At 41.0% G+C, this 18,541-nt stretch carries 14 protein-coding genes; 12 read left to right on the top strand and 2 right to left on the bottom strand.

What is annotated here, in order from left to right; genetic code table 11:
* Positions 1-3 precede the first annotated feature (3 nt).
* From SJY16_RS17585 to SJY16_RS17535, 11 genes are all read left to right on the top strand, one after another.
* Complete coding sequence (locus tag SJY16_RS17585; RefSeq protein WP_377891226.1) at positions 4-1,803, top strand: vWA domain-containing protein; 1,800 nt, start codon at positions 4-6, stop codon at positions 1,801-1,803.
* Positions 1,793-4,534 (top strand): VWA domain-containing protein, encoded by a 2,742-nt coding sequence (locus tag SJY16_RS17580; protein ID WP_377892317.1) that lies wholly within the window; start codon positions 1,793-1,795, stop codon positions 4,532-4,534. Before SJY16_RS17585 ends, SJY16_RS17580 begins: the two co-directional genes overlap by 11 nt.
* A gap of 98 nt (positions 4,535-4,632) precedes the next feature.
* Positions 4,633-5,997, top strand: coding sequence for a sigma-54 interaction domain-containing protein (locus tag SJY16_RS17575; RefSeq protein ID WP_377891225.1), 1,365 nt, complete (start codon positions 4,633-4,635; stop codon positions 5,995-5,997).
* 234 nt (positions 5,998-6,231) lie between these two features.
* The gene (locus tag SJY16_RS17570; RefSeq protein WP_377891224.1) at positions 6,232-6,939 is read left to right on the top strand and encodes a CoA transferase subunit A; all 708 of its coding nucleotides are present in this window, start codon (positions 6,232-6,234) and stop codon (positions 6,937-6,939) included.
* The gene (locus SJY16_RS17565) at positions 6,936-7,604 is read left to right on the top strand and encodes a 3-oxoacid CoA-transferase subunit B (protein ID WP_377891222.1); all 669 of its coding nucleotides are present in this window, start codon (positions 6,936-6,938) and stop codon (positions 7,602-7,604) included. Before SJY16_RS17570 ends, SJY16_RS17565 begins: the two co-directional genes overlap by 4 nt.
* 15 nt (positions 7,605-7,619) lie before the next feature.
* The gene (locus SJY16_RS17560; RefSeq protein WP_377891220.1) at positions 7,620-8,939 is read left to right on the top strand and encodes a GntP family permease; all 1,320 of its coding nucleotides are present in this window, start codon (positions 7,620-7,622) and stop codon (positions 8,937-8,939) included.
* 21 nt (positions 8,940-8,960) lie between these two features.
* On the top strand, positions 8,961-9,740 hold the full coding sequence (locus SJY16_RS17555) for a 3-hydroxybutyrate dehydrogenase (RefSeq protein ID WP_377891218.1): 780 nt from the start codon (positions 8,961-8,963) through the stop codon (positions 9,738-9,740).
* A gap of 57 nt (positions 9,741-9,797) precedes the next feature.
* Positions 9,798-10,973 carry an acetyl-CoA C-acetyltransferase gene (locus tag SJY16_RS17550; protein WP_377891217.1) on the top strand — a complete coding sequence of 392 codons (1,176 nt, stop codon included), beginning with the start codon at positions 9,798-9,800 and terminating at the stop codon, positions 10,971-10,973.
* A gap of 292 nt (positions 10,974-11,265) precedes the next feature.
* Positions 11,266-12,327: a ribosome small subunit-dependent GTPase A gene (gene rsgA / locus SJY16_RS17545; RefSeq protein ID WP_377891215.1), complete on the top strand. Its 1,062-nt coding sequence runs from the start codon at positions 11,266-11,268 to the stop codon at positions 12,325-12,327.
* A 25-nt stretch (positions 12,328-12,352) separates the two neighbouring features.
* On the top strand, positions 12,353-12,865 hold the full coding sequence (locus SJY16_RS17540; protein WP_377891214.1) for a DinB family protein: 513 nt from the start codon (positions 12,353-12,355) through the stop codon (positions 12,863-12,865).
* A 31-nt stretch (positions 12,866-12,896) separates the two neighbouring features.
* Positions 12,897-13,019, top strand: a complete 123-nt coding sequence (locus SJY16_RS17535; protein ID WP_377891212.1) for a YuzL family protein — start codon at positions 12,897-12,899, stop codon at positions 13,017-13,019.
* Between the two features lie 50 nt (positions 13,020-13,069).
* Here SJY16_RS17535 and SJY16_RS17530 read toward each other — a convergent pair whose 3' ends face one another.
* Positions 13,070-14,485, bottom strand: a complete 1,416-nt coding sequence (locus SJY16_RS17530; RefSeq protein WP_377891210.1) for an aminotransferase class I/II-fold pyridoxal phosphate-dependent enzyme — start codon at positions 14,483-14,485, stop codon at positions 13,070-13,072.
* A 380-nt stretch (positions 14,486-14,865) separates the two neighbouring features.
* On the opposite strand from SJY16_RS17530, the gene SJY16_RS17525 reads away from it, so the two are divergent.
* Positions 14,866-16,560: a peptide ABC transporter substrate-binding protein gene (locus tag SJY16_RS17525; protein WP_377891209.1), complete on the top strand. Its 1,695-nt coding sequence runs from the start codon at positions 14,866-14,868 to the stop codon at positions 16,558-16,560.
* 481 nt (positions 16,561-17,041) lie between these two features.
* Here the strand turns inward: SJY16_RS17525 and SJY16_RS17520 are convergent, their stop codons facing one another.
* Positions 17,042-18,505, bottom strand: a complete 1,464-nt coding sequence (locus tag SJY16_RS17520) for an amidase family protein (RefSeq protein ID WP_377891207.1) — start codon at positions 18,503-18,505, stop codon at positions 17,042-17,044.
* Positions 18,506-18,541 lie beyond the last annotated feature (36 nt).

Below are 18,541 nucleotides of genomic sequence, written 5' to 3'. Positions count from 1 at the left end.
GAAATGGGATTTGTAGTACCTTCTTTTTTATGGTTGTTAAGTTTAACAGCTTTGATCGTTGTCTTTTATTTATTTCGAAAGCAGTTTGATAAAACTCAAATTCCATCTACTTTCTTATGGAATCAAGTTATTGAAGAATGGCAGGCTTCTAAATGGTGGAGAAAACTTCAACAAAATCTCTTATTCTATCTCCAACTCTTATTTGTCATCCTTATTATCATTGCTCTTGCAAGGCCATTCATTATGAGTGACAGAATGTCTGGAGAAACAGGGGCAGTTGTACTCGATACGTCAGCTACGATGTCTGCTGGTAAGGAAGAAACAAAGTTTGAACGCGCTAAGAAAGAAGTGCTCGATTTAATAGATAATCTTGGAGATGACCAGAGTTTAACGATGGTAACGGCAGGAGCTGTTCCCGAAATGGTTTTTACAAAAGAAACAGATAAACGAAAAATGAAAAGGCTAGTAGAAGGTCTTTCGGTTACGTTTGAAGAAGAAAATATGCCTGAATCGATTAGTCTGGCTGCATCATACATAGCTGATCAACAGGGGAGCATCTACATATTCTCAGACGATGTAAAAGAAAACGAGGTTAGTGGCGTTCAACAGCAAGTAGTTGTAAAGAATATAGATGGGGAAGTAGAGAATCTCTCACTACTAACCTTTGGTGTGAAGAACAATCAAGCAACGGCGACAGTGAAAAATGACACGCCGCAATCTTCAACAGTAAGCGTTGGAATTTATTCAAATGAAGAAGAGTTGCTAGAAACGAAGAATCAGGTTGTGGGAGCCGGTGAATCCTATACCTTTCGATTCGATGCATTGCCTGAGCACAGCTTTTATAAAGCGCATATCGAGGAAAAGGATGACTACGATATAGATAATACGCAATATGCCTTTGCTAATGTAGAAGCTACACCTCAGGTTTACTTTGCCGGTGATGTATCTTCTTTCATCAAACGAGCAGTCACGTTACTTGGATATGAACCCGTTACCCTCTCATCCGAGAACGGTTCTTTTTCATACCCAGAACGGGACGATGCTATTTATGTACTAAGTGGAGTGAAACGAGAAAACTGGCCTGAAAAAGGAGGAGTATTGCTTTTTTCACCTGTGACGGAGGAAGTCACAGATTATCAAGTGGAAAAGAAAATCGAACTAGAAGCGACTCTTACTGGCTTAGATCGTACCGTGTTGCAGTATGTGAACATGGAGGAGGTTTATCTTCAGTCTGCTTATCCTATCACTATTGCACTCGATCCGATTGTGAAAAGCGGTGACGTCCCAGTCTTGCTTAGTGGAAATCTTGAAGGAAAACAAATGATGGTTGCTTCTTTTGATATCAATGATTCTGATTGGCCTCTTCACCCTGGGTTTCCAATTTTTATTCAAAACACGATTCAATCACTGAGCAAGGCTCAATCCATTCTAGGTTCGTATGCCCCTGGTCATAAAATGGAACTACCGTTTTCGTCCAGTACAAAAGGTGCCGTTATAGAAGATAGTAGAGGCAGTAGGGTGAAAGAATTAAATACGAATGATTGGAGTCTTTCAGTGCCTAATCAACCCGACATGTATACGATTATAGAAGAGCGTTCAGATGGATTTAAGGAACGAAACTTCGTCGTCACGATTCCTTCAACCGAACGGTCTCCTCAAGTAAATGAGTCCTTTTCTAGTGGAGAAGAATCTACATCTGTTACAAGTTCCGGGATAGTAGAGTGGTGGCATGTATTTGCTGGATTAGCACTTCTCATTTTATTAATCGAATGGGAGGTGTATCGACGTGGAAATGCAATTTGAACAACCCCTTTGGCTATTGATGTTTCTTCTGGTTACACTTTCTCTCTTCTTATACTGGAAGCGAATGGGTTCTACCACTGAGGAATGGGTTTTGCTGTCACTCAGATCGCTTCTATTTATTTGTTTAATCTTCGCGCTTGCTGGACTGCAAATTGTAACCCCTGTCACAGAGCTTTCAACCGTGTTTGTAGTAGATCAGTCTGATAGTCAAAAAAACCAAAGTGATGAGATGAAGAAGTATATTCAGGATGCTCTCGGAAGTAGTGAACCTGAAGATGAGTTTGGGATCGTGACGATTGGTGCGGATGCGAATGTTGAAAGGAACCTTCGTCAATATGAAAAACAAAAAGTTGCATTTCTTGCTGAAACGGATGGAACTGCTACTGATCTGGCTAGTGGACTTAGTGTTGCAGGAAGTTTACTAGATTCTACTCGTCGCTCAAGGGTCGTTCTTTTAACAGATGGAAATGAGACCACTCATGATGCAGTAGCACGAGCAGAAGAACTTGCCAGGCAAGGCATTACTGTTGATGTTAAAGGGTTTCAACCTGATTCACAACAAGACGCAGCTATCACTTCTTTTAGTGTGCCGGACAAGGTCTATACGGGAGAAACTGCAAGTCTCGAACTTAACATTGAAAGCAATACAGAAATGAAAGCACGTGTAAGGATTTATGGTGGAAATGAACAAATTATAGATAAGCAGGTTCAATTAGAAGCGGGCGTTAATCGTTTCACGTTTGATGATCAAATTTCAGAATCAGGATTTAAAGAATACAAAGCTGAAGTGAACGCCAGTACAGATACGACCGCTGAAAATAATGAAGCTTATGGTATATCGATTAGTAAAGGTACTCCGAGAATATTAGTAGTGGAAGGCGAGGAAGGGGAGGGCGATAATGCAGTAGCAGCACTCGATTCTACTGATTTATTCGTGAAACAGATCACTCCAGAGCTTCTTCCGACATCCCTCACAGGTCTTGCTGAATATCAATCTATTATTTTTGCGAATGTTTCTGGGTCGCAGGTTAGTGAAGATCAGATGACGATGATTGAGTCAGCGGTGCGTGACTTTGGAACAGGGTTTATCATGACAGGTGGGAAAAATAGTTTTGGACTTGGGGGGTATTTTAAAACTCCGATCGAAAAGATTCTGCCTGTTGATATGGATGTGAAAGGAAAAAAAGAAATCCCTTCTCTCGGAATGGTAATGGTACTCGATCGATCAGGAAGTATGTCAGGGTACAAACTCGAAATTGCCAAAGAAGCAGCTGCGCGTTCAGTTGAATTGTTAAGAGAAAGAGATACGTTTGGATTTATTGCTTTCGATGATCAACCGTGGGAAATTATCGAAACGAAGCCGATCACGGACAAGAAGAAAGTGATTGATAAAGTGACAGGCGTTTCTGCAGGTGGTGGCACTGAAATTTTCTCTTCTCTTTCTCTTGCTTATGAAAGGTTATCACCTCTCGAATTGAAAAGAAAACACATTATCTTACTAACAGATGGACAGGCAAGCAATCAGCCTAACTATGAGGGGATGATGCAAGCTTCAGAGAATAGTGACATCACTCTCTCGACTGTTGCGATTGGTTCAGATGCTGACCGAAACCTTCTTGAAGATCTAGCAGAGTATGGCGAGGGACGGTTTTATAATGTGACAGATGCCTCAACAATTCCGAGTATTTTAGCAAGAGAAACAGCTTTAACAACGAGAACTTATATTGAAGATAACCCCTTCTTCCCTGTTGTTACAGGAAATGAATTGCAACCGTATGTTGAAGCTGGGGTTCCACGAATGAATACCTATATCGCAACGACACCAAAGGGTAGGGCTTCTGTTCTTCTTCAAAGTGAGAAAGAAGATCCTGTACTTGCAAAATGGCAATATGGTCTTGGTAAGACGATTGCATGGACAAGTGATTTGACTGGAGAATGGTCGGGAAGTTGGCCATCTTGGAAGCAGTGGTCTCCTTTTTGGAACAATATCGTGACGTCTACACTTCCGCAATTTGAAGGGGATACTTTTGAACTTACCTCTACTAAGCAAGGTGAGCAGGCATCGGTTTCAATTTCTTCTAATGTAGATGAGGGAGGAGACGTTAGTGGTAAAATAGTAGATTCAGCAGGAAATAAAGTGCCTTCTCAGTTTCACATCACTGCTCCCGGAGAATATGAGCTATCGTTTAAGGGAGAGACAGGCGTATACTTTGCACAGGTTGAACAACGAGAGAATGGCGAGGTTAGCGATGCTTATCAATCTGGATTTGTGCTTCCTTACAATGATGAGTACCGTCCAGCAGAGCTTGATCAAAAGAAGATTGAAGCAATCGCTAAAGCGGGGAATGGGCGTGTCCTTTCTGACTCTGATGATGTGTTTCTGCGTAATATACCGATAGGATATGAGCGGCAATCTATTTGGAAGTATTTATTGTTACTCACACTTATCCTATTTATTGCGGACATCGCGCTACGTCGTTTTGGTCTCATAAAGGTTAACTGGAAGAGTAGGATGTCGAGGAGAGATCATGCTCAAACAAAAGAAAACACGGTCAGGTTTGAACGATTAAAATCTGCTTCAAAAACAAACACTACGAAGAAAACCTTTTCTAAAGTAGATCCACCTAAAGAAGTAGTTGAAAAGAAAGCTAAGTCCCCAACAAAAGAGGAAAAAACGAACAACACCGATCGAATGACTCGACTACTAAATGCAAAAAACAAACGAAAGTGAAGAAAGGACTCTTGTGCAAAGCACAAGGGTCTCTTTTTGATTCGATGTGTAAGAGTGATGTTACAATAAGAGAATGATAGGACAGAGGAGTGGCTAAATTGAACCCAGGTGAGCTTACGGTCAAATGCAACATTTTGGAGAAGATTATTGATAACGCTTACGAATGGATTGTTGTTGTAAATACAGATGGTGTAATCGATTATATGAACAAAACATACTGCGAGTTCTTGGAAGTAGAAAGTGAACAAGTAATCGGAAAGCATGTAACAGATGTGATAGAAAACACTCGTATGCATATTGTAGCAAGAACGGGTGAGCTTGAGCTTGCTGATCTTCAATACATACGTGGAAACTATATGATTGCCAACAGAGTTCCAATCTATCATCATGACGAACTTATCGGTGCTGTAGGTACGGTGATTTTTCGGGATACAGAACAATGGAAACAGATGAACACCCACGTGAAGGGACTTCTTTCAGAACTTGAATATTATCGAAGCGGGACTGCTAAAGAAAATGGTGCGAGCTATTCTCTTTCAGATATTGCAGGGGTTTCAGATTCGATTCAAAGTTTGAAAGATAAGGTGAAGCAAATTGCGAGCGGCAATGTGTCCGTTCTGATTCGAGGTGAGAGTGGTACTGGTAAAGAGTTATTCGCCCATAGTATTCACCAATTGAGTGAACGTAGTAATCGTCCATTTATTAAAGTGAATTGTGGGGCGATACCAGATCAATTGCTAGAGTCAGAGCTGTTTGGGTATGAAGAAGGTGCTTTTACAGGAGCAAAAAAAGGTGGAAAGCCTGGGAAGTTTGAACTTGCGAATAATGGAACAATTTTTCTGGATGAAATCGGTGATATGCCGGTAAATATGCAGGTGAAATTATTAAGGGTTCTTCAAGATCGAGAAGTAGAACGTGTGGGTAGCCTTCAGGCAAAAAAAGTGGATGTAAGAATCATTGCTGCTACGAATAGACCGCTTGAAGCCATGGTAGAAGAAAGGCGTTTTCGAGAGGATCTTTTTTATAGGATTAATGTGATTCAATTGTTTATTCCTCCATTGAGAGATCGTCTTAAGGATGTAATGCCACTGGCAGAACTCTTTGTAAAGAATATCGCACTCAAAACAGGTAAACGAGTACTCGGCATAGAGAAAGAAGCGCTACAATTCCTTCTTCAACATAACTGGCCAGGTAACGCTCGTGAACTCGAAAATGCACTTGAAGCTTCCGTTCACTTAACTAGAAACGAAACACTTGATATTGAGTCTCTTCCTGATTACTTAACGGAAGAAAAAACAATTGTAGCTGCGGGGCGGAAATTAAAAGACGTTATGGAAGAGGCAGAGAGAGAAGCAATTCGAAAAACGCTCGTAAAGTGTTCCGATAACAAAATAGAAGCTGCAAAAACACTTGGAATAGGCAAGACCAGTTTATATGACAAAATAAAAAAGTATAACCTCTAAACAATTCCAGAAAATCGGAATACATTCCGGTTTTCTGGAATTTTCTTATTTTCTTAGACATGTCGAAGGTTTTATATCCTATTATTCTTTCTAAAACAACAACATTCCGTAAAAACGGAAACGTGTAAAATTACACGAAGATTATAAAGTAAGCGTTATCAGTGTTTTTTGAAAAAAGAAAAAGTTGGCATGGCACTTGCATTATACATAGTAGATGTGAAAGGAGTTGTAGGAATGAAAAAGCAATTTGGAAGTGGAAATGAAGCAGTACAAGATATTAAAGATGGTAGCACGATCATGGTAGGTGGGTTCGGGCTAGTTGGAATACCTGAACAAATGATCCTAGGATTGGTTGAATCAGGTGTGAAAGATCTTACTGTTATTTCAAACAATTGTGGTGTAGATGAGTGGGGGCTTGGTCTCTTACTAAAGAAAAAACAAATTAAGAAAATGATCGGCTCCTATGTAGGAGAAAACAAAGAGTTTGAACGTCAGGTCCTTTCAGGTGAGTTAGAGGTTGAATTGATTCCACAAGGAACGCTAGCGGAGCGCATTCGCGCGGGAGGGGCAGGTATTCCAGCGTTTTATACGCCAGCAGGAGTAGGTACTGAGGTTGCTAAAGGCAAAGAAACGCGAGTGTTCGATGGAAAAGAGTATGTTCTTGAACAAGCACTTCATGCTGATTATAGCCTTGTTCGGGCGAGTAAAGCGGATGAGATGGGTAATTTACTTTATAACAAAACAGCGAGGAATTTCAATCCTATGATTGCAGCAGCAGGAAAAGTTACTTTAGCAGAAGTAGAAAGTATCGTTCAAACCGGTCAGCTTGATTCGGATCAGGTTCATACACCAGGTATTTATGTACAGGGATTGTTGGAAGCAGAGCAAGAGAAACGAATCGAGCGTCGTACAGTACGCGAGGGTCAGGAGATGGTGAAATGAGTTCAACTAAAACGAATAATCGAGAGCGTATCTCTAGAAGAGCTGAACAAGAAATTGAAAGCGGTTTCTACGTCAATTTAGGAATAGGAATGCCTACTCTTGTTGCGAATCACATCTCTGAAAATAAAGCGGTTGTGCTTCAATCAGAGAATGGCTTGCTCGGCATCGGAGCTTATCCTGAAGAAGAAGAGGTTGATCCAGATTTAATCAATGCAGGGAAAGAAACCGTTACTGCTACAACAGGTGCTTCATTTTTTGATAGCGCTGAGTCTTTCGGAATGATTCGAGGGGGGCATATTGACTTAGCTATTCTTGGAGGGATGGAAGTTTCTAAGGACGGCGATTTAGCCAATTGGATGATTCCGGGAAAGATGATCAAAGGAATGGGTGGCGCGATGGATCTCGTGCACGGTGCTAAGAAAATCGCAGTGATTATGGATCATGTGAATAGAGATGGAGCCCCAAAAATTGTCGAGCAGTGTTCATTGCCATTAACAGGAAAAGGTGTTGTGAATCGGATTATTACCGAACGAGCTGTCATTGACGTAACAGAGGGTGGACTGGTATTAAAAGAAGTAGCGAAAGGGTTTACCCTCGATGAGATAAAGAGCTCAACAGGAGCAGAACTAGTAGTAGCCTCAGATATTACGTATGACGCATTTTAAGAAGGAGGAACAAGAATGTTAAGTATGATTGGATTGATAGGAGGGCTATTGCTACTCATTTATCTTACGATGAAAGGGATGAACTTGTTAGTAGTAGCGCCTCTGTGTGCACTGTTTGTAGCAGTATTGAGTGCTCTCCCGCTGTTTCCTCAACTTGTTGAAGAAGGAGCTGCCAATTTTGTTGGTAATTACATGGGGGGATTCGCTGGTTTTGTTGCATCCTGGTTTCCTATGTTCTTACTTGGAGCAATCTTTGGAAAAGTTATGGAAGATAGCGGGGCAGCTGATAGTGTATCGAAATGGGTCGTTGCGAAGTTAGGTATTAAACAGGCAGTACTAGCCATTGTTCTTGCATGTGCGATCTTAACGTATGGTGGAGTGAGCTTGTTCGTTGTAGCCTTTTCTGTATACCCGATGGCTGTAAGTTTATTCAAACAAGCAAATTTACCGCGTCGATTCATTCCTGCAGCGCTTGCCTTTGGCTCGGTCACGTTCACAATGACTTCGGCGGGATCTCCCGAAATTCAAAACTGGATTCCGATTGAATATCTAGATACGAGTCCATATGCAGGTTGGGAAGTCAGTCTTATCGTAGCATTGTTTATGGCAGGGTTTGGTTACTGGTGGTTGAAGCGTATGATCTCAAAAGCTGTAGCAAACGGGGAGAAATTCACTGCAAGAGATGAAGACCCTGAGGTTGAGGAGCGTCCTCTACCACATCCGTTAATGGGCTTAGTTCCACTCGTGATCGTATTGGTTATTTCGTTTATTTTCCACGATAGCTTGAAGCAGTCAGCATTGATTATAGCGCTTCTTGGTGGGATCGTAGCTACATACTTGTTAAACAGAAAATACTTTGCAAACTTTGGTCGAGCTGTTTCGGATGGTACTCTCGGTGCGTTGATTGCAATTGGTAATACAGCTGCAGTGGTTGGATTTGGAGGCGTTGCGAAAGCAGTTCCAGCATTTGAAACGGCAGTAGGTTTTATGACAGGCATTCCAGGTAGTCCATTAATTGGTGGAGCGATCGCGGTAAGTGTTATTGCCGGATTAACTGGTTCAGCTTCAGGAGGTCAGGTTATTGCACTACCGATTATTGCGCCGCACTACATTGACGCTGGTGTGAATCCAGAAGCACTTCACCGGACAATTGCTATTTCTTCTGGAGCACTTGATTCCCTTCCACACAATGGCTATGTCGTGACGACAATTCGAGCAATATGTGGAGAATCACACCAGGATGCATATGGTGCAGTAGGAGCATTAACTGTTATTGTTCCGCTGATCGGCTTAGGTCTCGCAATCATTTTATTCAGTCTCGGGATAGGAATCTAAGGTTTCGAAGGAGGAAGTTAGTTGTTTGTTAAAGATAAGGTGGTTGTCATCACAGGAGCTGCAAGTGGAATCGGAAAAGAACTTGCAAAAGTGTTTGCAAAACATGGCGCAAATGTCGTTCTGAGTGATCTTGATGAAGAGAAGGTAGTAAATGCTGCTGAAACGATACGTGGGGAAGGCGCGACAACGCTTGGTATACGATGTGATGTAACAAAAGAAGAAGAAGTACAGGCATTGTTGGATCAAACGTTAGAACGATTTAATGCTGTTGATGTGTTAATAAATAATGCTGGACTTCAGCACGTATCGAATTTAGAAGACTTTCCAACTGAGAAGTTTGAGCTGCTCACAAAAGTAATGCTCGTTGCGCCTTTCATTGCGACGAAACTTGTTTTTCCGATTATGAAAAAACAAGGAACGGGTCGCATCATAAACATGTCTTCAATTAACGGTTTAGTTGGATTTTCAGGAAAGTCAGCTTACAACAGTGCCAAGCATGGTGTGATTGGATTAACGAAAGTTGCTGCTCTTGAAGGTGCTGAGCATGGTATTACCGTTAATGCCGTTTGCCCTGGTTATGTCGATACACCACTCGTACGTGGTCAGCTTGAAGATCTTGCAGAGAGCCGAAACGTCCCACTTGAACGAGTTTTGGAAGAAGTCATTTATCCACTTGTTCCTCAAAAACGACTATTATCGGTTCAAGAAATTGCGGATTACACGATGTTTCTTGCAAGTGACCAGGCCAAGGGCATTACTGGACAAGCAGCAGTGATCGACGGAGGTTATACGGCTCAATAATAGTTGTAAACGCTTTCCTTCATTTGTAAAATGAAAAAGAGGAATGGAGGAGATAATGTGAAAGATGTATTTATTCTAGAAGGTGCTAGAACCCCTTTTGGGACCTTCGGTGGTGCACTAAAAGATGTTTCGCCAACTGATTTAGGAGTCATTGCTAGTAAAGAAGCACTTAAAAAAAGTGGGGTTAGTGCAGATGAAATCGACTTATCTGTCATTGGAAACGTTATACATTCAACTTCAAATGCATCCTACCTCGCTCGACATATTGCGTTAAGCTCAGGGGTACCGATTACGAGTCCAGCTTTAACTGTAAACAGACTATGTGGATCAGGACTACAATCGATAGTGTCGGCAGCACAATCAATCATGATGGGGGAAGGGAAAACAGCTCTAGCAGGTGGTGCAGATAACATGAGCTTATCTCCTCATGCACTAAGAGGGAGCCGGTTTGGGACGAAGTTAGGTGCACCAAAAGTAGATGATATGCTTTGGTCCACTTTAACCGATGAATATACTGGCTATGGAATGGGTGTTACAGGTGAAAACCTAGCTGAGAAATACGGTATCACTCGAGAAGAACAGGATGAGTTCGCAGTACAAAGTCAACAAAAAGCTTCACGCGCAAGGATTGAAGGAATATTTGCGGAAGAAATTGCAACTGTTGAAATTCAAGGTAAGAAGGTAACAACTGTATCTGAAGATGAGCATATTCGTGAAGGTACGACTGTGGAGAAACTAAGTACATTAAAACCAGCATTTAAGAAAGACGGTACTGTTACTGGAGGGAATGCTAGTGGCATCAATGATGGTGCTGCATCTGTTGTATTGGCTGATGAAGAGTATGTGACATCTAAAAACCTATCCCCGCTTGCCCGAATCGTATCCTGGGGTATTGCAGGGGTCGATCCTTCTATCATGGGAATTGGACCTGTGCCTGCTATCCAAACCGCTTTGAAGAACGCTGATTTAACGATGCAGGATATGGACCTGATTGAGATTAACGAAGCATTCGCAGCGCAATATCTTGCTGTGGAGAAGGAGCTTGAACTTGATCGATCAATCGTGAATGTAAACGGAGGGGCAATTGCCCTCGGTCATCCTGTAGGTGCAAGTGGAACAAGAGTCCTCTATACAATGATCAAAGAGCTGAAACGAAGAAAAGGTAAGTATGGAGTCGCATCCCTTTGTATTGGTGGTGGCCAAGGCATAGCGGTTGTTATCGAAATGACCTAATCTTTCAGAAAACATTTACAATTCATCATCAGTAACATATAATGAATGTACTACTAACGGAAAGGGGCTGTGTATTATGTCAAATCACATGAATAATACTGTAATTTCATATTGTGCACAGTCCATTACATGACGAAGAAAGCCTGAAAATCCTTTTTGATTAATGAGGCCATGGACTGTGTACATACCTGTCCATGGTTTTTTTAATCCCTCTAGTGTAGGGATGTGTGAAAAGCCGTGCTTAGCAGCGGCTTTTTTTTAATACTAATTTTTATTAATCAGGAGGATTTTGATGACATTAACTAATTTAGGTTGGAATGAATTTTTTGAAGAAATGCTTAGTGAACGAAAATGGGAAGGAAATGAGCCTGCAAGAGTTATTCAAGAACATCGGGGCTCTTATGAGATAAGTAATGGTGATACGATCTTTCGTGCTGACCTTTCTGGTAAGTATCGCTTTGAAGCAGCTTCCCGCGATGAGTTACCTGCGGTAGGAGATTGGGTATTAGCTACTTTATTACATGAAGAGAAGAACGCGATTATTCACCAGCTCATCCCACGTAAGAGTAAATTTTCAAGAAAAGCAGCAGGGAACACAACTGACGAGCAAATCATAGCAGCTAACATAGATACCGTTTTTCTTGTTAACGCTCTCAATCAGGATTTTAACCTTGGAAGAATTGAACGCTATCTTATAATGGCATGGGAGAGCGGTGCTGATCCTGTTATTGTGTTAAGCAAGGCTGATTTATGTGATGATTCTGATGAGAAAGCTTTTTCTGTTGAGAAAATAGCTGGTGGTGTGCCTGTTCATATCGTGAGTTCGGCGACTTGTGAAGGACTTGAGGGGCTGCAAGAATATTTAGGTATAGGTAAAACGGTTGCACTTCTTGGTTCATCTGGAGCAGGAAAATCGACATTAATCAATAAGTTATATGGTAGTGACATTCAAAAAGTTCAAGATATCCGAGAAGATGATGGAAAAGGAAGGCATACGACAACGAGTCGGGAATTGGTCGTTTTAGACATGGGAGGCGTCTTGATCGACACTCCTGGAATGAGAGAACTTCAGCTTTGGGATGCAGGAGATAGCATGACGAATAGCTTTCAAGAAATAGAAGACCTTTCTCAGAACTGTTTTTTTCGGGACTGTACACATTCAGAGGAACCGAAGTGTGCTGTGAATTCAGCAATCGTTGAAGGAACACTTGACCAAAGAAGGTTCGAGAATTATAAGAAGTTCAAGAAGGAATTAGCATATTTACAAAGGCAAACGGATAAACGAGCACAGATCGAGGAACGAAAAAAATGGAAGAAAATAGCCGGGGACCGTACGAGGCAACATCGCAGATAATCTTATTCTGAGGGGGCGCTATGTCATGGATGATGGATGTTCTATTTTGGATCAATATGCTTCTTTGCCAGATTGGTTAGAGGAAACAGTTAAGCAGGTAAGTGAAGAAACGTTTTTCACCCCGATTAAGGAAAGTAAGTGGTCAATTGCTGAGGTTTTAGCACATCTTCGAGTATGGGATACCTACCTTCTAGAGGAACGGCTCCCATTTATACAAAATGAAGCAAAGCTCGAAAAAAACTCTATCAGTGTTGAGAAAACCAATTCGATAGCAGCAAAGTATGCAATGTCAGGGAAATCACAAAGTGAATTGATTCATGAAACAATTCTAGAACGCCAAAAAGTCGTGGCGAGGCTCCAGGAATTCACACCTGAAGAATGGGAGTATACGTTTTATATCGATAAATACCCACTGTGTTTAACGAGCTATATAAAAGGATTAGTCGAACATGATTACCACCATAAGCTTCAGATTGAGGTTTTTATCACTGAGCAGGGCGTTGAGATTCCAAATTCTTCTTTGATAAGAACTCAATAATAAGGAAATGCTAGAAGTGGAGGTGAGTCGTATGGCAAAGCGAAAAGCAAACCCATCTACAACCGGCCTTCCTTCTTCTCAACCTGAGGGCCAGGGGACTGGTGTAGAATTAGGCGAGCAACGTGATTCCAAAAGAAAAAAGAAAAAGAAATAAATAAAAAGTGTGTTGCGAAGAGCAACGCACTTTTTTTTGACGACCGTTTTCTAATGTGCCTGTACTAATTCTCTTCTTTGTATTTTGTTCAAACTAGAAATTAACCTTTTGGCACCTTCGAGTAATGGGGTCCTATTGACATAGAACAGTGGGATTTTAATGCTAACCGTGTCATTGATACCTGCATGTGGGAGAAGCAGCAAGTGTTCTTCAAGAAACACTTTCACAATCTCGTTGTCGGTAATAGAGGTTTTTATATCTAACCATAATGAAGTAGGATCATTTCTATCGACTATGCTAATCTCTTCGAAGAAAGGCTCAATCATCGACAAGAGGAGATGTCTTCGCTCATGGAGTTCCTTTAACACATCATCAAGATGGGTGAACATGACTTCGGAACTCAATATATTATCAACTAGCTCCAAAAGCACGGGTGGCGGTATTAGTCCGAGCTGCATTTGAACTTCTTGAAGGCGTAGCTTTACATTTGATGGGCCTAGGATCCACCCAATACTTATTCCTGGGGCAATGCCAGTAAAGTGCCCAATTTGTATGACAAACTTACGGTCTCGCGCTAGTTCGTAGTAGGAAGGGATGGCATTCACTCTAGAATGAATCAGTAGTGGAGCTTCAATGATTTCGACCATAGGAATGGTTGATTTCTCACATAATTGTAGTAGATTTTTTCTTTTTTTGATCGTAGATGATATGTTATCGCATTGGTTGTATAGTGGGCTAGTGATGACGAGTTTTAACTTTTCTTTTCGTAAAAGTTGATCTGTTAGAGGGTTATCGATTGAAAACCATATGACTTTGATGCCTGATGTTAATAACATATTGATGTGCGAAAAATTAGCAGGAGTTTCTACTGCAATCGTGTCACCAGGCGTAAGCAAACACTTGAGTGAAATCAGAATGGCTTGCTCGATGCTTGAAGTAAGAATCATGTTTTCAGGGTCAACTTCATCGTCGATGAAGGTACATAATGAACTAGAAATACTAGATGTCACTAGTGATTCATTGCTCTCCTTATTTGTGAAAGGAATGAGCTCTCTTGTCTCTTTTGCTAAACAAAGGTCAGGAGCGGCTGACCCTGTCAATAAATTAATAAACGATGGTTCATTCATATATTTATACACTTGTTTGAAAGCTAAACTGTCTTCGTTTAAGTGATGATTGCGTAATTTGTTCCAAGTAATAGAATGGCTGGGGAGAAGCTCTTCAGCTTCTTCGCTAACACGTGTACCGCTACCTTGTCTTGATGTAATTAAACCATTAGCTCTTAGTTCCGCATAAGCAGTTGTGATTGTACTCCGATTTACTGCTAATTGTATTGCAAGCTCTCGTTCCGTAGGAAGAAGAGTACCTGGTATAAGGTAGCCATTCATGATGGCATTTTGATAGTATTCTACAATTTGTTTATAAAGTGGCATTTTACTATCAAAATCTAGGCTGAGTCTCGCCATTTTTTATCACCTCACCCCTTATTATAGAGAAATTTAGAGAAAATTGTATAAATTTTTAAAAAACTTTTTAGCTCAAAAGTCCTTGCTAAATAAGGAGGATAAGCCATTTGCATGTATTTATAGCATATATTTACAAATTGGTTGGTGCCAATTAGACTAAATTGGATGGTTACAGAAAGTTTTTTGAAATTTACAATAAGTTTAAACATTCAGTTAAATGGTTACTGGTTTCTTACTTTGAAGTGTGAAAGAGGTGTACATAACAATGAGTGACATGACCTCCCTGTTATTGAACTCATGAAGGATCCTTATACCATTTCGGAGAGGTAGAGATCGGTAACTCATTTACCTGGATGGCAAAACAAATAGGGGGTAACACAATGAAAAAGAAGTTTTCTCTATTGCTTTCTGTCATCATGTTGTTGAGCCTTTTCCTTGCAGCTTGTTCTGGGAATTCCGGTACTTCTGGAAACACCAACAGTGAAGGAGAAGCATCAGGAGATTCAGGAAGCTCAGAAGAAACAAAAGAACAGGTATTGAATCTTACGGATACACAGGATATTCCAACGATGGATACTACACAGGCAACTGATACTGTAGCATTCAACGTAATGAACCAGGTATTTGAAGGTCTATATCGTTTAGATAAGGATAACAAACCTGTCCTTGGTATGGCTGCTGAAGAGCCTAAGGTAGAAGAAAAGGACGGCGAAACGGTTTATACGTTTACTCTTCGTGAAGATGCGAATTGGTCTGACGGTACACCGGTAACAGCTGAAGACTTCGTTTATGCTTGGCAGAAAATCATCCACCCTGATACAATGGGCGGTTATGCATCAATGCTAGGAACAGCTGGTATCAAGAACGGAAATGAAATCGTAACTGAAGGTGACCCACTTTACGGTAAAGTTGAAGAGCTAGGAGTTAAAGCGGTAGATGAAAAAACGCTTGAAGTTACTGTAACTCAAAAGGTTCCATATTTCTTCGATCTTCTAACATTTGCATCATTCTATCCACAACCTGCTAAATTTGCTGCTGAGCAAGGAGAAAATTATTCTCTAGAAGCAGATACGATGCTTTACAACGGACCATTTACACTTGCTGAATGGAACCATGGTGAAGGTTGGCAGTTAGCAAAGAACGATGGGTATTGGGATGCTGATACTGTTAAACTTAAAGAAGCAAACTATAAGATCGTTAAAGACGAAGCTACAAAAGTTAACCTTTATGAAACTGGAAAGATTGATCGTGCTAGCCTAAGTGCAGATTTTGTTGATCAATTCCAGGGAAGAGATGATTTCTTTACTATTCTTGACACAGCTATTTATTTCCTTCGTTTGAATCAAAAGAATGAAGTACTAGCTAATAATGATGTTCGTAAAGCACTATTCCTTGCTTACGATCGTGATGGACTCGTTAATGTACTACTTAACAACGGTTCAATTGCAGCACGTTATCTTGTGCCAAAAGAATTCCTATTCCTTGATGGTGAAGATTTTAGAGCATCTACTCCAGACGGTTACCTTGCTGACAAAACAGCAGACGATGCTGCTGAATATTGGAAGAAAGGTCTAGAAGCTCTTGGAAAAGATTCAGTTGAAATCGAATTCCTAACGACTGATTCAGATCTAGCTTCAAAAATCGCAGAATATGCAAAAGAGCAGTTTGAATCTAAGTTAGATGGTCTTACAATTACAATCAACAAACAGCCTTGGAAGCAGTTCCTTGATCTTGAAGATGGTGGCGACTTTGACATCTCAACGGGTGGTTGGGGACCAGACTACCCAGATCCAATGACATACGTTTACATGTTTGAAACTGATGGAGCATACAACCGTATGGATTACTCTAGCGAACAGTATGACAAGTTAGTTTCTGGAGCTAAAGAAGAAACGGACAAGCAGAAACGTTGGGAAATGATGCAGGAAGCTGAGCGTATCCTAATTGAAGAAGATACAGCTATTATTCCTACTTACCAGCGTGGAGGTGCGATTATAATGAAAGAGCATGTTAAGAACTATCACATGCATAAATTTGGAGCAGATTCTTCACTTAAGTGGGTAACAATCGAATAGTAAATAGAAGAAGAGCCGGGCTTGCCCGGCTCTTCTCAGGTTGTCGAGGAAGTATTAAGGACCATTCGCCACGGATATGGTAGTGATTTCCGCTTCAGGATGCTCGCTTTCCGCGGGGCGGGCGGTGAGTCTCCTCGTCGCTTTCAAAACGCTCCTGTGGGGTCTCACCTGTCCCGCACGTCCCGCAGGAGTCGAGCATCCTTCCGCTCCAATCAACATTGATATGTGGTTTTGAAAACAAGACAAAAGCAAATTAAATTACTTCTAGAGAAATAAAACAGAGAACAACTTAAATAGTAATCATTCGGAAAGTTTGCTTTGATTGATTACAACCTAGTAGGAGTGAAGACCACTTGACTCCCGTGGAAAACGGGCGTTCGTCCACAGGAATCTTGTGGTATTCAAACTCCTACGGCATAGGGAACACAATAATCAGGTTTTTCTACAAACTGAGAAGAGCCGGGCTTGCCCGGCTCTTCTCTTATTTTGTGACTGGCTTTGTGATTACTTTAGGTACTCTGCGATGACCAGTAACCTGTTCGAACGTATAGGCTAGTTTAATAAGCTGCGGTTCACTAAATGGGGTTCCGGTAAAGGTGAGCCCAAATGGTTTCCCGTTAGAAGTGAATCCTGCTGGTACTGTAATTGATGGATAACCAGCCTTTGCTGGGAGTGTAGATCCATAGCTCCCACCAAATAGAATGGCATCTAACCCTTCATTTTTAAATAATGAATCAAGCCCATTTTGCTTTGCTTTTTTAATATCGTTGAGTCTACTTTTTAGATAGTGTGGTTCCGTTAATGTGCCACTCGTATTGTTTGCCTCGAGTAATAGTGACTGACCATATTCCAAAGCGTTTTCTTCATTCTTCTTATTGTATTCAATAATAGAATTCAAACTAAGGTTGTTTGGGAATCTTGTTTCCTTAGCAAGGTATGCATCGATTCCTGCTTTGAATTCATATAAAAGCACATTATAGTCATTTTCTAATTCTTCTTGATCTGCTGTTATCTCGTTGATCTCGATGACTGAACATCCTGCATTCTTCAACTTTGTAACGGCAAAATCAAATTGCTCTTGTTCTTCCGGATGCATTTCTTCGTAATAACCATTTTTGATTATGCCAAGTTTGATATTCTCGTAGGTGGGTTTGAAAAGGTAAGGTGTATAATCGCTTTGAACGGGTGCTGATAGGGTGGAAGGGTCATCGTTGTCTTGCCCTGATAGAATACCGAGTAGGATGGCGGAATCTGTTACATTTCTAGAGATAGGTCCTGCTGTGTCCTGAGTAGAGGAGATAGGAATAATCCCTTGTCTACTAATTAATCCGACTGTTGGCTTTATTCCAACTGTAGCATTTGAGCTTGTAGGATTAAGAATAGACCCATTCGTTTCAGTTCCGATAGCAGCAGTGGCGAAATGACATGCTACAGCAGCTGCAGAGCCTGAGCTTGAACCGCCTACATCTAGTGTTCTTGGACCATAAGGGTTTAGTACTTGTCCGCCCCTCGAGCTATAGCCGTTAGGCATTGTGTCGCTCATAAAATTCGCCCATTCTGTCATATTGGTTTTCCCAAGTATGACTGCTCCCGCTTCTCTAAGGTTAGAAACGAGAAAAGCATCACCTCTACCGAAAGAATTCGAAAGCATAGATGAGCCTGCACTCGTGTGCATGTTATCACCTGTATTAATATTGTCTTTCAGTAGAATAGGGATACCATGCAAAATGCCCTTTGGACCTTGTAAATTACGTTCTCGATCAAGACCCTCTGCAATAAACAGAGCATCTGGATTCACTTCCAATACCGCATTAATTTCAGAGTTAAAGTTCGCGATTTGTTCTAAGTAAAAACAAACTAGTTCATAAGATGTTAATCTTCCTTCAAACATTGCTTGTTGTAGATCTAAAATAGTTGATTTTTCAAGCCAATCAATGGATAACATAAGGTGAGTACCTCCTTTTCTACTTTTTGTACGTAT

It is taken from the genome of Alkalihalobacillus sp. R86527, from assembly GCF_042466185.1.
Taxonomy (GTDB): Bacteria; Bacillota; Bacilli; order Bacillales; family Guptibacillaceae; genus Guptibacillus.
This window is presented reverse-complemented; position numbering and strand designations above follow the sequence as displayed.

What these genes read in the sequence shown, in the direction of transcription:
- SJY16_RS17585 (WP_377891226.1), top strand. Translation starts at nt 4, where the DNA reads ATGGGATTTGTAGTACCTTCTTTTTTATGGTTGTTAAGTTTAACAGCT.
- SJY16_RS17580 (WP_377892317.1), top strand. Translation starts at nt 1,793, where the DNA reads ATGCAATTTGAACAACCCCTTTGGCTATTGATGTTTCTTCTGGTTACA.
- SJY16_RS17570 (WP_377891224.1), top strand. Translation starts at nt 6,232, where the DNA reads ATGAAAAAGCAATTTGGAAGTGGAAATGAAGCAGTACAAGATATTAAA.
- SJY16_RS17565 (WP_377891222.1), top strand. Translation starts at nt 6,936, where the DNA reads ATGAGTTCAACTAAAACGAATAATCGAGAGCGTATCTCTAGAAGAGCT.
- SJY16_RS17560 (WP_377891220.1), top strand. Translation starts at nt 7,620, where the DNA reads ATGTTAAGTATGATTGGATTGATAGGAGGGCTATTGCTACTCATTTAT.
- rsgA (WP_377891215.1), top strand. Translation starts at nt 11,266, where the DNA reads ATGACATTAACTAATTTAGGTTGGAATGAATTTTTTGAAGAAATGCTT.
- SJY16_RS17540 (WP_377891214.1), top strand. Translation starts at nt 12,353, where the DNA reads ATGGATGATGGATGTTCTATTTTGGATCAATATGCTTCTTTGCCAGAT.
- SJY16_RS17535 (WP_377891212.1), top strand. Translation starts at nt 12,897, where the DNA reads ATGGCAAAGCGAAAAGCAAACCCATCTACAACCGGCCTTCCTTCTTCT.
- SJY16_RS17530 (WP_377891210.1), bottom strand. Translation starts at nt 14,485, where the DNA reads ATGGCGAGACTCAGCCTAGATTTTGATAGTAAAATGCCACTTTATAAA.
- SJY16_RS17525 (WP_377891209.1), top strand. Translation starts at nt 14,866, where the DNA reads ATGAAAAAGAAGTTTTCTCTATTGCTTTCTGTCATCATGTTGTTGAGC.
- SJY16_RS17520 (WP_377891207.1), bottom strand. Translation starts at nt 18,505, where the DNA reads ATGTTATCCATTGATTGGCTTGAAAAATCAACTATTTTAGATCTACAA.